Annotated in this window: 22 protein-coding genes, 2 tRNA genes and 1 pseudogene; 9 read left to right on the top strand and 16 right to left on the bottom strand. The window is 38.1% G+C overall.

Annotated elements, in window-relative coordinates; all coding sequences use genetic code 11:
- Positions 1–2 precede the first annotated feature (2 nt).
- Positions 3–132 (bottom strand) — tRNA-Leu (locus tag DYY66_RS09105).
- Between the two features lie 99 nt (positions 133–231).
- Between DYY66_RS09105 and DYY66_RS09100 the strand changes: the two genes are divergently transcribed.
- Positions 232–305 (top strand) — tRNA-Thr (locus DYY66_RS09100).
- 15 nt (positions 306–320) lie between these two features.
- On the opposite strand, the gene DYY66_RS09095 is transcribed toward DYY66_RS09100, so the two are convergent.
- The 6 genes from DYY66_RS09095 to DYY66_RS09070 all read right to left on the bottom strand — a co-directional run bounded on the left by DYY66_RS09095 (position 321) and on the right by DYY66_RS09070 (position 5,251).
- Positions 321–1,505, bottom strand: a complete 1,185-nt coding sequence (locus DYY66_RS09095) for a PAS domain-containing sensor histidine kinase (RefSeq protein WP_166288420.1) — start codon at positions 1,503–1,505, stop codon at positions 321–323.
- A gap of 336 nt (positions 1,506–1,841) precedes the next feature.
- On the bottom strand, positions 1,842–2,384 hold the full coding sequence (locus DYY66_RS09090) for a hypothetical protein (protein ID WP_218583695.1): 543 nt from the start codon (positions 2,382–2,384) through the stop codon (positions 1,842–1,844).
- A 63-nt stretch (positions 2,385–2,447) separates the two neighbouring features.
- On the bottom strand, positions 2,448–3,305 hold the full coding sequence (locus DYY66_RS09085) for a DNA adenine methylase (RefSeq protein WP_166288415.1): 858 nt from the start codon (positions 3,303–3,305) through the stop codon (positions 2,448–2,450).
- 135 nt (positions 3,306–3,440) lie between these two features.
- On the bottom strand, positions 3,441–4,091 hold the full coding sequence (locus DYY66_RS09080; RefSeq protein ID WP_166288412.1) for an ammonia monooxygenase: 651 nt from the start codon (positions 4,089–4,091) through the stop codon (positions 3,441–3,443).
- A 129-nt stretch (positions 4,092–4,220) separates the two neighbouring features.
- Positions 4,221–4,583 carry a hypothetical protein gene (locus DYY66_RS09075; RefSeq protein ID WP_166288409.1) on the bottom strand — a complete coding sequence of 121 codons (363 nt, stop codon included), beginning with the start codon at positions 4,581–4,583 and terminating at the stop codon, positions 4,221–4,223.
- A 104-nt stretch (positions 4,584–4,687) separates the two neighbouring features.
- Positions 4,688–5,251: a methane monooxygenase/ammonia monooxygenase subunit C gene (locus DYY66_RS09070; protein WP_166288406.1), complete on the bottom strand. Its 564-nt coding sequence runs from the start codon at positions 5,249–5,251 to the stop codon at positions 4,688–4,690.
- Between the two features lie 256 nt (positions 5,252–5,507).
- Here DYY66_RS09070 and DYY66_RS09065 point away from each other — a divergent pair, with 256 nt between their 5' ends.
- Positions 5,508–6,074 carry a methane monooxygenase/ammonia monooxygenase subunit B gene (locus DYY66_RS09065; protein WP_166288403.1) on the top strand — a complete coding sequence of 189 codons (567 nt, stop codon included), beginning with the start codon at positions 5,508–5,510 and terminating at the stop codon, positions 6,072–6,074.
- A 60-nt stretch (positions 6,075–6,134) separates the two neighbouring features.
- Here DYY66_RS09065 and DYY66_RS09060 read toward each other — a convergent pair whose 3' ends face one another.
- Positions 6,135–6,413, bottom strand: a complete 279-nt coding sequence (locus DYY66_RS09060) for a hypothetical protein (protein WP_166288400.1) — start codon at positions 6,411–6,413, stop codon at positions 6,135–6,137.
- A 109-nt stretch (positions 6,414–6,522) separates the two neighbouring features.
- Between DYY66_RS09060 and DYY66_RS09055 the strand changes: the two genes are divergently transcribed.
- A complete protein-coding gene (locus tag DYY66_RS09055; protein ID WP_166288397.1) occupies positions 6,523–6,966 on the top strand; it encodes a hypothetical protein in 444 nt (147 codons plus the stop codon).
- A gap of 22 nt (positions 6,967–6,988) precedes the next feature.
- Here DYY66_RS09055 and DYY66_RS09050 read toward each other — a convergent pair whose 3' ends face one another.
- The 4 genes and pseudogenes from DYY66_RS09050 to DYY66_RS15300 all read right to left on the bottom strand — a co-directional run.
- Positions 6,989–7,678 carry a hypothetical protein gene (locus DYY66_RS09050; protein WP_166288394.1) on the bottom strand — a complete coding sequence of 230 codons (690 nt, stop codon included), beginning with the start codon at positions 7,676–7,678 and terminating at the stop codon, positions 6,989–6,991.
- Between the two features lie 87 nt (positions 7,679–7,765).
- Positions 7,766–7,972 (bottom strand): hypothetical protein, encoded by a 207-nt coding sequence (locus DYY66_RS09045; protein ID WP_166288391.1) that lies wholly within the window; start codon positions 7,970–7,972, stop codon positions 7,766–7,768.
- A gap of 115 nt (positions 7,973–8,087) precedes the next feature.
- Positions 8,088–9,029, bottom strand: a complete 942-nt coding sequence (locus DYY66_RS16440) for an ammonium transporter (RefSeq protein ID WP_394352625.1) — start codon at positions 9,027–9,029, stop codon at positions 8,088–8,090.
- Positions 9,030–9,148: 119 nt separating this feature from the next.
- Positions 9,149–9,613: pseudogene (locus tag DYY66_RS15300) on the bottom strand (hypothetical protein); the annotation flags it as partial.
- 229 nt (positions 9,614–9,842) lie between these two features.
- On the opposite strand from DYY66_RS15300, the gene DYY66_RS09030 reads away from it, so the two are divergent.
- A complete protein-coding gene (locus DYY66_RS09030; RefSeq protein WP_166288382.1) occupies positions 9,843–10,004 on the top strand; it encodes a hypothetical protein in 162 nt (53 codons plus the stop codon).
- Between the two features lie 78 nt (positions 10,005–10,082).
- The gene (locus tag DYY66_RS09025; RefSeq protein ID WP_166288379.1) at positions 10,083–10,574 is read left to right on the top strand and encodes a hypothetical protein; all 492 of its coding nucleotides are present in this window, start codon (positions 10,083–10,085) and stop codon (positions 10,572–10,574) included.
- 10 nt (positions 10,575–10,584) lie between these two features.
- On the opposite strand, the gene DYY66_RS09020 is transcribed toward DYY66_RS09025, so the two are convergent.
- Complete coding sequence (locus DYY66_RS09020) at positions 10,585–11,055, bottom strand: hypothetical protein (protein ID WP_166288376.1); 471 nt, start codon at positions 11,053–11,055, stop codon at positions 10,585–10,587.
- A gap of 101 nt (positions 11,056–11,156) precedes the next feature.
- On the opposite strand from DYY66_RS09020, the gene DYY66_RS09015 reads away from it, so the two are divergent.
- A complete protein-coding gene (locus DYY66_RS09015) occupies positions 11,157–11,375 on the top strand; it encodes a hypothetical protein (RefSeq protein ID WP_166288373.1) in 219 nt (72 codons plus the stop codon).
- 49 nt (positions 11,376–11,424) lie between these two features.
- Here DYY66_RS09015 and DYY66_RS09010 read toward each other — a convergent pair whose 3' ends face one another.
- Positions 11,425–12,174, bottom strand: a complete 750-nt coding sequence (locus tag DYY66_RS09010) for a hypothetical protein (protein ID WP_166288370.1) — start codon at positions 12,172–12,174, stop codon at positions 11,425–11,427.
- 131 nt (positions 12,175–12,305) lie between these two features.
- On the opposite strand from DYY66_RS09010, the gene DYY66_RS09005 reads away from it, so the two are divergent.
- The 3 genes from DYY66_RS09005 (at position 12,306) to DYY66_RS08995 (ending at position 13,249) form a co-directional block, all read left to right on the top strand.
- On the top strand, positions 12,306–12,653 hold the full coding sequence (locus DYY66_RS09005; RefSeq protein ID WP_166288367.1) for a P-II family nitrogen regulator: 348 nt from the start codon (positions 12,306–12,308) through the stop codon (positions 12,651–12,653).
- A gap of 78 nt (positions 12,654–12,731) precedes the next feature.
- Positions 12,732–13,064, top strand: a complete 333-nt coding sequence (locus DYY66_RS09000; RefSeq protein WP_166288364.1) for a hypothetical protein — start codon at positions 12,732–12,734, stop codon at positions 13,062–13,064.
- 14 nt (positions 13,065–13,078) lie between these two features.
- The gene (locus DYY66_RS08995) at positions 13,079–13,249 is read left to right on the top strand and encodes a hypothetical protein (protein WP_218583694.1); all 171 of its coding nucleotides are present in this window, start codon (positions 13,079–13,081) and stop codon (positions 13,247–13,249) included.
- A 270-nt stretch (positions 13,250–13,519) separates the two neighbouring features.
- Here DYY66_RS08995 and DYY66_RS08990 read toward each other — a convergent pair whose 3' ends face one another.
- Complete coding sequence (locus DYY66_RS08990) at positions 13,520–13,786, bottom strand: hypothetical protein (protein ID WP_101010026.1); 267 nt, start codon at positions 13,784–13,786, stop codon at positions 13,520–13,522.
- A gap of 98 nt (positions 13,787–13,884) precedes the next feature.
- Positions 13,885–14,184 carry a hypothetical protein gene (locus DYY66_RS08985; RefSeq protein ID WP_166288358.1) on the bottom strand — a complete coding sequence of 100 codons (300 nt, stop codon included), beginning with the start codon at positions 14,182–14,184 and terminating at the stop codon, positions 13,885–13,887.
- Positions 14,185–14,225: the final 41 nt, after the last annotated feature.

Raw genomic sequence — 14,225 nt, 5'->3', positions numbered from 1 at the left:
GGTGCAGGAGGTGGGATTTNGGGATTTGAACCCACGAACCCCTAAGAGACGGGATCACCCATTAGTATGATCTTAAGTCCCGCGCGTCCAAAGGCCATTAAACCTTCTTTGGCCAGGCTCGGCGACTCCTGCGTTTTATTAGCGAGATGTCGGAGAAATTAAACGTTTTATGAAAAAAATTTTCCAGACCCAAGTAAGATTAATAAGGATTCAGAAGAGCGAGCTTGTCATGCTTCGATAGCTCAGCCTGGTAGAGCGTTACCTTGGTAAGGTAAAGGTCGCGGGATCGAATCCCGTTCGAAGCTTGATGTTTTTCAAGGTTATTTCGGAATTGAAAAATAAAATGTAGTGCCTTCTCCTTCTTTGCTTTCAAACCAAATTTTCCCGCCCAGATTTTCAACAATTCCCTTACAAATTACCAATCCAAATCCACTTCCTCCATATTTTCTCTTAAAAGATATATCCACCTGATAGAATTTTTTGAAGACCGAGTCCTTTCTTTTTTCCAAGATTCCTATTCCATTGTCTTTTACATAAAACAGAATCGAGTCTCCTTCTTCTTCCTTTGCTTTAATCTCAATTTTTCCCCCATTTGTAGGCACAAAATCAACTGCATTTTGTACAAGATTGTAGAAAACCTCACCGAGTCTTATTTTATCACTTGTTAATGCCCTTTTTATACCAGTGGAGTTTACAAACTCTATCTTCTTTTCCTTCATCATGGGAGAACATGTTTCCACTATACCATTCATGAAACTGTCAACAGTGAATTTTTCTTTCTTGAATTCCATTGTATTGCTGCTAAGTTTTTGTACGTCAATGATATCACGCATCAACTGTTCCAATTTCATAGCATTGTCATAGATTTCGTTTACTGCCTCAGATTGTTTTGCAGTCAAACTTCCAAGAGATGTATCACTTAGAACTTTGGCATATTTTCTTATCGGTTCTATAGGTATTTGACATTCTTTTGCAACCATCATGTAGAATTCTTCCTTTGTAGAGTTTATCTTTTTTAGTTCATCAAGTTGAATTCTTTGTTTTTCATGGTCTCCCAAAACACTATGTGCTTGGTAGATTTCGGATATGTCCCTTATCGCAGTGTTACTTCCTATTAATTTGCCCTTGTCATCGTAGATGTTATTTGCACTTATCAATCCAGGAAAAACAGTTCCATCTTTTCGTTTGAACCAAATCTCAATGTTTTCTACCCTACCGGATTTTTTCCATATCTCAAAGGTTTTACGCATATTATCTATACTTTTTTCGGCAGTATGATCAAAGAGTGATTTTCCAATAACGTCTTCTTTTGAAGAGCCAAAATTTTTGACATATACTTGATTACATTCCAATATTATTCCTGCAGTGTCTACCGTTCTTTGTAGAACAGGTGAGCCGTCATAGATATTTCGGTATTTTACAGGGTCAGTTTTTGGTTCTAGTTTTTGTGATGTTACATCATACTTTTGTGTTGGAATGGAATTGCCTTGTTTTCTATTGCTCATCCATACAATAATACCCCCGCTTGCAGCACAAACCACTCCAAGAAAAAACGTTGACTTGAGAAAGGCTCATGCACATCTAATCCATAGACAGCAATCAAGAGTCCAAAAATACCAATCATCAGCCCTCCAATGGGACCAAAACTAGTCATGCTCTAAAATTTCCTCCATTTGACCTTCATCGTCAAACAAACTTTCTCTTGATAGACTATACTACGAATCAAAGGAAAAGAATTCGAATTAATTTTGGAGTCTATATTTTGTATGAAAGCATATTGTGAAACTAGCAGATTAACTTTTCATCAATAAGAGATTGTAGTACAAAGGTTAGTGTTGTCTTTACTCTACTTCCAAGAGAGAGATTATCACATCAAGCAACTCTTGGATTCTTTTCTTTATGCCATCAAGGACCTGCTTGATGTCATCTTTTGAAATTCTAGCTTCATGAATTCTCAAACTTTTAGATACTTGATCCACCCCATGCTCTGCGATAAATTTGTTAAACTTGTCTAGGAACTTGCTTTCAACAGTTATCAGATTTTTGCCCTCCAGTTCCTTAATGGGGTGATATACTGTAGACCTGCCAAATAGATCCATCATGTCAGGTGGCAAAGTGACTGGATTTCCATAAAGATCATAAAACTTCCAAGAGGTCTTTCTGTATGATGGAAGGTTTTGATATAGTTCATCTCTTGTTTTGTATCGTACTAGATAGCCGTTAATTTCAAGGTCTAACCATGCATTTTCATCAGAGATTCCAATCATTTTACAGGCATCCTTACAGGTCTCCAGGATGTCATGTAGCGACCTTGTCTCTTCCAAGAGTTCAATACTCACATTTTTGGCCATTTGTAAAATCTTTCCTTTATTTCCAGAATTCAAGACAATCAAGGACTGGAAACATCTTTGATTTTACTCTATCTTATTGAAAAATTGTGTTTTTTACTAGTAGTTTTTAATCAACAACTCAGTGTGTCCAGTTCTCTTTTGTGACACAGAATTGATGAACCTATTTGCGTTTATCTCTATTATTCCATCTGAAAACTCTTTGAAGAGTTTTATTATTTCACCAGATTTTGAGTTTGATAATAACACCTTGACACCTTTTTTATCAAGTGCCTTGAATTTTGCATAGAGTCTTTCTTGGTCACTAAAATCAAAGTCACTGTCGGTATAACTAGTAAAGCTAGCAGTGGTACTAACTGGCTGGTAAGGTGGATCTAGATATACAAAATCCCCATGTCCTACCCCTTTTAGTGCATCTTCAAAATCTTGGCATTTGATTGAAATGTCTTTTGATTGCAATGTTTTGCTTACTTCAAAAAGATTTTCCTTGTTTACAATGTTTGGATTTACGTATCTTCCAACAGGAACATTGAATTTTCCTTTGCTGTTTACGCGGTATAACCCATTAAAGCATGTCTTGTTAAGAAAGATCAATCTTGAAACTTTATCAATTTCATTTTTTGGATTTGCTTCTCGTACCTTGTAATAGTACGCACTCTGGTTTTTGGAATAATTTTCAGCGTGGTTTTCTAGTGATAAAACAAGTTCCTTCACTTTATCCCTAATTGTGACATATGACAATATCAGATCAGAATTAAGGTCAGAGATTAACCACTTTTTTCTTTCTTTGGAGACAAGTGAAAAAAAGACTGCACCTCCCCCTAGGAACGGCTCAAAATATCTCTCGAATTTACTAGGAATGTGACTTGTAATGACAGGTAAGAGCTGTCTCTTGCCTCCTGCCCATTTGACAAATGGTTTTGGCGCAACTGAGATTAGCTGGTATTCTTGTTTCAATACCAACTAATTGGAAAATTATATTTCGTTTAATTAGATAACAAAAGATCACACGTTGTGTAACTTTTTTTAATCAAAAATAAAAGACAAGATAGCTTAGAGTAAATTCGAATAAAAGTAAAAGGAGAAGGGGATTTAATCCCACTTAGACCAGGCTGCCATCCATCTGTATGTCCATGTTGTAAGCTTGGTTCCCAATGCAGTCATCGTTACTGTCAAAACTGCACTAGCACCTGCACCTAGCGCGACGGGACTATCATAGAACTTTCCTACTTGGGGTTCTATTGGAGTCATGTATGGAGGCAATGTGGTTCTTGGGTATTTGAAAGCAGTCTCAAGAGGATCATCTATTGTGATTAGATTGATCATGTTGAACAACGACATTGACATACCACAGAGTACACCGCCTATCAGGATCAAAGAGTGTTTGTTTCTCTTTGTTGCCCAATATGCCAAATCCATCAATATTGCAGATGGAATCCACATTGGCACAACGACGAAGCTGTATGGATATCCTAAGGAGAACCACGCACCTTTTGCAATCCAAGTATACACTGTCATTATTAGTGCATAGTATGTTGCTGTTCCTGGAACGCCAGTGAACGTAAGGTAGTATGCTGCACCGACTGCGAGCATCAATGATTGTGATAGAGTAAATATCACATAAGATGTCCACATCCAGTCAGTATAGAAGATGTAGTCTCCTGCGTTGATTGTCAACAAGGTCGAGTTGACTGCTACCACTACTATGAATAAGTAGTGAGTACATCGTCTTAGCCAGACCATTGGTTTGTATGCGGGAAGTGATGTATATAAAATTTTATGATGTCCGAGATCAGCAGAAAATAAACATTATCTCATTTTGAGATAGCTCTACCGAAGAATAATAAAAGAAAAGAATGAAAAGGAATTTTCCTATCCGAAGAAGACACAGTCAGTCACAAGTGTTGCGATAGCAATTGCTGCGATCACACCAGCTATAAGACCATTGTACGTCTTCGCTTTTGAGGTACCTTCTGTTACTACCTTAACAGAGAACAAGTACCCAATAGCTTCTATGATTGTAAGTACAGTTAACGCAAAGTGTGCGCTTGGCGGTGGATATGCCCATGGATAATAAACAGTTGCAACGGCAACTCCTCCCCATGTTCCTGCCCAGAGTGCAACGAATGCACCAGTGATGAGTCCAACCATGTCCTCTACACGTTTGCCTATCATTTTACTGACGTCGGAACTGGAAGCTCCGCCACCTGTACCGAATCCTTTTGGTAAGGTCATTTGGATTTATTGACAGATGTATGTTTTTAAATCTTTTCCTATGGTGAGGTATAACTTGCGTTAAGTTGATCGGAGAAAAATAAGAAAAAAGCGCTTTTGCGCGTTTATGGGATTGATCTACTGTACAATTTGCCTTCGAGGGCCATCTTGTACATTTCTGCAATGTATGGGTTCTCACCTGGTGTTTCTGCTCCAAGTTCGACGAGTCGTGCGTATACTCTTACTACATAGGCAAGTGCGCCCATGAAAGCAACTACGACACCCATGTTGAACATCCAGTGGTTTGGAACTGCGAAGATCTCCTCTACATACCAGAAGTGCCACATCTCATTGACACCTATTGTGAACATGGTTGCCAAGTAACCAAGGATGGTCATCTTGAGACCGGTGTTCATTGAGTTGTTTGGACCTCTCAGAATTGGTACCTTTCTGTCATAGACAGCTACCATTCCCCATCCTAATGGAAGAGCAATGAAGTGGCTGTATAACCACCAGTGTGCTGGTGTGAAGGCACTATCTCTGATTGATGTCTGGTGTAAAGATCCGTCTACGAAGTTATCGACCTCTACTGATGCAGCGATTGATCCCAATGCGATGACGATAAGCCAGATCTTTTTCAGTCTCTGGATTTCGACTTCTTTTGGAATTAATGTCGGCATTTGTGCCATGATGTGTGGAATGATTCACAGTTATTTAAAAGATGAGTTATGATTTCTATAAAATAAAATATAGTTTTTACAGCATACAGCCTGAAATTATATTGAGATTAAGTAAAGTCAACATACAATTACAGAATAATATGATGCTAAAAACGGCATAAGCTATGATTAACATGGATGCATATCATAAAGTCAATTCATCAGATGGATCTGATGGGGCAAAATATATATCGTTGTAGTTTCTCAGTTGGTTTAGTTAAGCGATATGGTCGATAAGAAGTTTATTGTGGCTGCAATAGGTGTGATAGTAGCACTTGGAGCAGTTGGACCATCATTAGCACAAATGTTCCAACATGCTGAGGCACATGGTGTCCAGGCACAGTTACAGAGTCGTTTCGTCAGAATAGATGGTGAGACTTGGTCAAAACAATCTGTTCACACAGGAGACACTCTAACAGTATCTGGTAAATTTGTAAGTCTTGTAAACAGAGACTTGCGAGGCTGGTACACAGTATACGGTGACTCATCCAACGCTGGTAACAGATGGGAGATTGTAGCAAGAGATCCACCTGGTAACGTAATCACGATACCAGCAAACTCAGTGATCCCGTACCAATTAACCATAAAGGCACTCGAACCAGCAGTATATCACATGCATACGCAGCTTAACGTAGCAAGCATCGGTCCAGGTCTAGGTCCAGGACAAACAGTCGTGGTAACAGGCGATCCAATCGTAAAACCAATTCCATATGCAAACGTAGTCTATCAATCGATAGTCATTGGAGTAGGATATGCGGTTACATTCGCAACAAGACCTTGGCAAGTGATTTAAAACAATCACCCCCTCTCTTTTCATTTTAAGTGCAATCTAGTAGAAACTATTTTTTAAAAATCAGAACTGATGTTGGGCTTTGTTAAATTCCAAAGTCCACTTTCTCACATAGTAAAGTGGAACTAGAATAGATATTGGAAGTGCAATTATCATTCCAAAGGGCCATGAAATACTCATCTGAATTACCAAGTCTACAAAAAATATTATGACTTCGATAATTATTCCGTAAATTAACTTTCGTATCCTGTAGAATGCGATTAGTTGAGTTACAAATGTGGGTATTACTGCAAGTATGAGTTGAATCTTGAGAAATTTTTCATCATTGTTGTTTTGTGTCATAATATCATAACGTGAGTTTGCTTACAATTTTAGTGTTCAATAAAAACCACCTTAGAACAGGCTTAGAATGAATCTCAATATTAATAGTACTAACTAGACATTATAGATCATGAAAAACATGATAATGGCATTATTTTTTACCTTCGTACTAATTACCATAATTCCTACATCATATGCAGATTCTCAGACAAATAGTCATGGAAATAAGTCACACATTATTTACATCGCAGGATGTACAATGAAGAAATCTTGTTTTACTCCATGCCAAATAACGATTGAAAAAGAAGATACTGTTACATGGGTAAATAGAGACACCGTTGATCACAGGATCATGAGTGGTAGTGGACAGCGAGGTCCAGATGGATGGTTTTCTAGTCCAAGTATTCCATCAAACGGAATATTTTCACACACATTTGATAGAAAAGGTGCGTTTACCTACTATGACGACGTAAATCCTTATGCACAAGGTGTTGTCATAGTTGATTCCTTATCTCATACAAATTTTGTTAAACTTCAACAGTCATATTTTTCAGATTGGTGGTGTACTAAATAGTAGATGTCTTTTTTCGTTTTATCTAGTATTCTATTTTGAAATCATCAAAATATGCACCAGTATCTTTCTTGGTCCACATGCCAACTGCTCCAGACTGGTAATTGTGGTCGTTTGCCCTAATGAGGAGTTGACCGTCAATAGATGCAGCGATTCCTTGTGATGAAACCAGTGCCTCCATAGTATGCCACTCACCAGGTGCAATAGTGACTGATTTATCGTAATTGCATATCAGAAACTCAGGCGTATTTTTACATAATGAGAGCCTGTTTTGTGCCGAGTCAGCCATCAAGACAAAGTAATGTTTCTGGTCAATAAACCTAAGAATCATGCCTGCAGACTTTGCATTTTCACCTGATACAATCTTGAACTTCATTGTAACATTTTCAGTATCAATAGATGGCGAATCAGGAATTAATTGCAGGTGATAGTCAGTAAGATTATCATTGTTCGGTATTCTTTCCAACACATTTGGTTTTGAGACTGCACTAGGTTCTGACCTTACTATCCAAGAAGACTTTTGATCTGTAGACATATCAGCAAACCCTTGAGGAATAGTTCCATTTTGATCTGAATCAAAGTTCCAGACCTTTACATGATGATATCCAGAGTTGATTTGTGCATTATAGTATGCAAAAGATATTCCAATTATTGTAATAGCGGCAAATACTGCAAGACGTTTTTTCTTGTTAAACCCTGATTTTTGCGATGACAAGAATATCTAACAGGTAGTGCTATTTGTGATTGATATAAAGATACCATTAAACAAGAGACAAAAATTTTTGATGTCAAAAAAATAAAATCATTGTCTCTTTTCACGTTTTCTTGGCTTGTTCTTTCCTCTCCACCTATCAAATCCCCAACGTGTAGCTGCAAATGTACCAAGTGTGAAGAAGAATCCCCCTATCAACAAGAATATGAAATGATGATCAATAAATGCCCAAAAAGCAAATCCTATGATTGCACTGACAAATTCTAACGCAACAAAAACTAGCCATTTGTCAACCATTTACGAAATCTGGTAAACCACATACTATTTACCGTTTCTCAATTTTAAAAAAAACCAATTACCAACCAACAGCTGGGTTGTACAAAAGATAAAAATGAAAAAGATGGGAATGTTTTTACTCTGCAAATCCAGAGTATGCTCTTTCGCCTACTTGAGATATGTCCAATCCTATTTCTTCTTCTTTTGGTGTGACTCTAACACCACCTGGCCAAATTGCATCTTGGATTCTCCAAATGATGTAAGTTAGGCCAAATGACCAAGCTGCACCAAATCCTGCACCCATGCAGTTGATTACAAATTGCATTGGGTTTCCAAAGAAGAGACCATTGTGGCCATATGGATTGATTCTGACTTCACTGAATGCACCTGTTAGTAATGCACCAACAACACCACCCATTCCGTGTACACCCCAAGTATCCAGTGCATCATCTATTCTTGCCCTGTTCTTGATAAGTACACAGTAGAAGCATACTGTTGCACATGCAAATCCTACTATTATTGATGCCCATGTTCCAATGAAACCAGAGGCTGGTGTAATTGCTACAAGTCCAGCAACAGCTCCGTTGACTGCACCGATGGCGCTAGTCTTTCCTGTATGTGCCCAGCTTAAGAACATCCACCATATTGCTGCAACCGCAGTTGCAATGTTGGTGTTCTGGAATGCTTGTGTTTCTAGGAAACCAGCAAATCCTGCACTACCAGGGTTGAAACCAAACCATCCGAACCAAAGTAATGTTCCACCTAAAATTATAAGCGGAATTGAGTGCGGTTCAAATGGTGCTTTGCCATATCCTATTCTCCTTCCCAAGAACATTGCGGTAGCTAAACCAGCAAATCCTGAGGTGATGTGAATGACTGTTCCTCCCGCAAAGTCTTCTGCACCCATCTTGGCTAACCAACCAAGTGAAGTACCTTGACTTCCAAGAGACCAGTTGGCATGTCCTGCAACATCATAGATGAATGTAGTCCACAATACAATGTGTATCAAGAATGCACTCATCTTTACTCTATCAGCATAACCAGCAATGGCTAGTGAAGGAGTAATGGCAGCGAACATGAGCTGGAACATCACATAGGCTAAGTGAGGAATAGTTGGAGCATATACATCGGCTGGCGCATTGTGCGAAACGTTATTCAAGCCTGTCCAGTCAAGATTTCCGATAAATCCAACAGGGNAGTTGGAGCATATACATCGGCTGGCGCATTGTGCGCTACATTATTCAGGCCTACCCAGTCAAGATTTCCGATAAATCCAACAGGATCAGCAGATGGACCAAACATTATCGAGTATCCAAAGATAACCCATTGGACACTGACAATTGCATAGACCATGAATGCCTGCAACATTACGGTTAGAGAGTGCTTTCTTCTTGTAAGACCTCCATACAAGAATCCCACACCACCAGGAGTCATTATCATGACGAAGACTGCTGCTGCGTACATGAAGGTTGTATCTCCTGTATCTATACATGGTGCGTTACTTCCACCGAATGTTCCGTTACCAGGTGGCGTCATCGGCATTGCACAGTGAATCTCATGTGTTTTGCTAGGATCTGCAAGAGCCCCTAGCGGACCAAACTGAGCGTGTGCATCCTGTATTGCCGTGAATCCGGATAACCCGACTATTAAGCCTGCGAGCACAAAAACTACCGGCCATTTGTGTTTTGTTACTATCTGCATTGGCGATTTAGAAATTGTCTCCAGCATCTTTCGATAGAGATGTTTCGCATCTATAAAAGGCATTTTATCCTAAAATTGTTTTTTTATGATATTATGTCCACAAAATATTTAGTTTTACAAAATTGTAGTATCATAAAATTAGAAAAAATTCTAAATAAAATTATTATACAACTTGCAGACTACTTCACGCATGACTGAAGCAGGAATAGAAATTTTCATTGCAACAGGTGTAACACTAGCAATGACAATAGCAATTTACTTCGGTGAAAGAGCTCACAGGTATAATTTAGCAAAGAAAGGAAAAACCTGGGGAACCTACGGCTTTAGATACGAAGGCCAAGGTCACGCCTAGAGTAAATCCCTTTACCACATTTTTGTAATTTTATCAATTAGATAGATTGATTTATTCACAAAAGATGCTGAACAAATAATGAGAGAAAACCTCGAAGAAGATGAGCAGATCATATCATCGCTTCCTCAGATTTGGGGAATAGCATTAGGGTTAGGAGGTTTCTTTCACAAAAATAAAGAAGGTATTCTAATCCTTACAAACAAAAAAGTAATTTTTGTTCCACGTTACATATGGATCACTACAAAAGAAAAGGAACGCTATTTTACAGATGACAAGGCAGGCATAGGAAAGATTTCAAATTATAATGAATCAGATCTTGATGAAGATCTAACTGAGAATCCAAAATCATGGATAATGCCTTTAGATGCTATAACAGATGTTAGAACCACAACAACAAGAAAAGTAGATTTCTTGCGAATTACATTCACAGAAAAAGGAAAGGAGAAAAAGTATGATTTTGGAATTACTAAAACGGTAACAAATTATCCATATCGACAACCTCTTGTTTTTAAAAATTTAGACTGGAGCCTATGGATAGGCCTGATAACATCAAAACTAAAAAAACCATAGATTACAGACACTATTTGCTCTCAGCCTGTCTCAGTCTTTCTCGTGCCTGTGAGACAATAAAATCATCAACAGTATCGCTCTGTTTTAAGAATTTTAGATCAGTTACCTTCTTTTTGAATTTGAATATCTCAAGTTCATATTTTTTATCCTTGGCAAAATAGACTGCAAGTTGTAATGATGCAGACCCAATATCCTCATCAACAAACTGCTTGTAGTGTTCCGAAATTTTGAGGGATTTTAAAAAAACATTTGTTGTCTGCAGGATGCGGGATTTACAATACAGTACAAATTCATAATTTTCTTCCCCTTCAAAGAACCGCATTTTGATTTCATCGTCTGGCCAGTATTTTATCAGCTTATTCCAGGTATTGGCAAGTTTTCTTCTTCCGTCAAATATCAGATACACTGTAGGGCGTACATCAAACACATGGTACCCTAAACCTAGAAAATCTTCAAACCAATCGATTTTAGAGTCAGTCATGTTCAATTCCAAGTATAGATCGTATTTAATGATTAAATCAAGAACAAGATTGCAATAAGAAAATTTAAGATATCAAACAAATTCAGAATATTTTGTACCACATGGGAAATAGAAAGCGAATCAGTGAGATAATGAAGATGAATAAAGAAGAACTGTATCAATATCTCAGACAAGAAGACAGTGCAATCCAGTCAACAGACAAAATAGAAATGAAACCTTTTGAACACGGCATCAAGATTTTTTATTTCCACAAAGATTCTGAAAAACCCTACAAAACACGGGTATATCTAAATCCAGATGAATCAGAATCTCTAAAATAAATTCAATTACTTTTAGACAAAATTAAATGAAAATGAAAAAAGTGTGTAATTATAGGAAGGGTTTTGGTTTGAGTTCACGCCACTTGCCACGAGCCCAGAATCCCCATTTCTGTTTGTCTTCATTTGCATAGTAACATTTCTCATTGTGAGGACATTCCATGCATTTTTCAGATGGTTCGATTGCTGGAGCAATATTGTTTGTCAGCAAGGTATTGAGAATTTTAGCTCTACGTTTTGTTTCGTTTAGGAGCCTCTCACTTTTTGGAACGTTGAATTCCATTTCGTTTCCTTCTCTATCAAAGTAGACAATCACACCCTCTGGTTTGTCAAACATGTATAGATATGAGTTCAGGTTTATGAAATCTGCCGGATATGGCATTTCAGGTAATTTTTCTGAACTTCTAAAGAGCATCACTACCTCATCTTCAACTCTATCAGCTCTACCGACAATCTTTACGTTAGAACCTGCATCAAGCTGACCTTCGACTGGTTTTTCCATGATGCTAAATGCACTTTTTTGCATTATCTTTGACACCATCTGCTTGTGATTGCTTTCAGACGGATCTTTTCGATCAAGGTATGCATTTCTTAAACATCCGCTTACCTCATCGACTGTGATCTTCCCTTCGTCAGCTACTTGTGGATTAATTGCTGCAAAGACTTGCTCAATTACATCGTAAACATCTACTCGTGGTGGTGCATCAGTTGCTGCACGATAGTTTTCAATTCCTTCCTTAATTTTGTCTTGAACTTTTCCAACGATTTTTGCTTTCTTGTAGCTAGCTTTGGATTCTGTCATTCTTTTGAAGAGTGGGATTTCGTCTATAAAAGGTATTTTATCCTAAAAAAACATTTTTGTGATATTATTCTTTATTTTACAATATTTTAAGCAATGATTTTAATAAAACCATTTCATATGTGCAATGAATCATGACCCTTAAAAAAATAGAGGCAATATTTCCAAAAGAAAAATTGGATGCGGTCTTCAATGCGCTAACAGAACTTGACATTAGCGGATTTACGTATTTAGATGTCAAAGGTAGAGGCGCCAGACCAAGAGAGATGGTTTCATCAGGTAGAGGAGGACGTATTGAAGCTACACACAATGTGAATGCACTCATCTATGTAGTTGTCACTGAGAGTCAGTTACCTAAAGTAATAGATACAATAACTACTCATGCAGGTACAGGTGCAGCAGGAGAAGGAAAGATCTTCATCTACAATCTAGAAGATGCAGTAGACATAGGAACCAAAAAACGCGGCGAATCCTCACTCTAAATTTCTTTTACATATTTTACTTAATTTTAGTACGGAAACTATCTTAATCTATATAACTCCAGAAAGTACAGCAAGGTTATGTTCTGGCCTGGAATGGGAGATCCGACAAAACGTAAAAAGATGCTCAGATTTCTTGCAATTTCAGTTGCTGTTGGCGTAGCAGTTGTCCTGATAAGCACCACAGCAATTTCACAGGTCAAGGCACAAGATCCACTTTACCACAAATGTGTTAATGGTTTAGACATAACATATCATGTATCTGCCACACTAGATGTTCAAGTGGATGGTAAAAAATGGGTAAGGCCTATTGATACAAGTACAGACACTCCAAAGGACTGTGAAAGATCAATGGTATTTTTGGATGATGGAACTATTCGCGGAGAATGGACAAAGAATACCCATTTGAGGTAGGCCAATTCTTATGGATGTCAGGTTTTCCTTTACGCGACATGGATGAGACCAAATCCAAGATCTATGCAAATGGAGCAGAAACAACTGAATTTATCCACACACTAGTACAGGATGGAACTCATTACAAGGCAGAGTTTGTCACAAAGAATGCTGGAGCACCGACATTTACTCCTCCCAAAAGCTAGAGATTGAAAAACACCTTAGAAATCTAGAAAATCCACACATNTCTATGCAAATGGGGCAGAAACAACTGAATTTATCCACACCCTAGTACAAGATGGAACTCATTACAGAGCAGAATTTGCCACAAAGAATGCAGGAGCACCTACATTTACTCCTCCTCCCAAAAGCTAGAGATTGAAAACGCCTTAGAAATCTAGAAAAATCACACACGAAAATTACTTTAAAGTATTCACTGGAGAATGAAATTAAAAATAAGGAAAAAGATTTGGTGTTTACCAGTATTTACCGTTGTCTGGTATCAGACCAATGCCTTCTCTTTCAAAGTGCTTGTTGAGTTCTGCGACCCATCTTTCTCTTGTGTCGCCACCAAGACCGTGCACTCTGAGCCAGAATGCAATTACTCCGAGAAGGAATACTGTGAACATGATGGTTGCAAAGATGTAGACCATCACATCATAGAATAGCGGGTCATAGTTTGGACCTATTTGACCTGCAAAGTTTGACAGCATACCTACGAGCATAGTGAATATCGTGCTCATCATAATTCCAAACAATTTAGGTGCGATATATACATTTCTGTGATAGATGAAAAATAGAGATCTAAAAGGAGATTAATAAAATAAGAAAAAGAGAAGAACTAAGCTCTCTTTGCTTTTTCCGCTTGCTTTGCTCTTACGACAAAGGCAATGAAGATTCCACCGAATATTCCACCTGAGATTACTGATGCACCGACTACACCGTTTGCATCAATATATGGAGTACCCGAACCTGCATGCGGATTATTTTGTACTGCCTGTACTTTGGCTTTTGCTAATGCCAATTCCTGTTCGAGCCCAAGACCACCACCTGGTGTGTATTGTGCTGCAGCGAATGGTGCAAATGTAGAGGCTACAAATACAGCCAACAGTGCAGTTCCAACAATTATTGGTGTTTTCATATGAATACCTAATTGAGATTCGATTTCGTAGATATTTAACT

Source organism: Candidatus Nitrosotalea sp. FS (assembly GCF_011319475.1).
GTDB lineage: Archaea > Thermoproteota > Nitrososphaeria > Nitrososphaerales > Nitrosopumilaceae > Nitrosotalea.
Note: the sequence above shows the minus strand (reverse complement) of the source record. Positions and strands in the feature narration are given on the sequence as shown.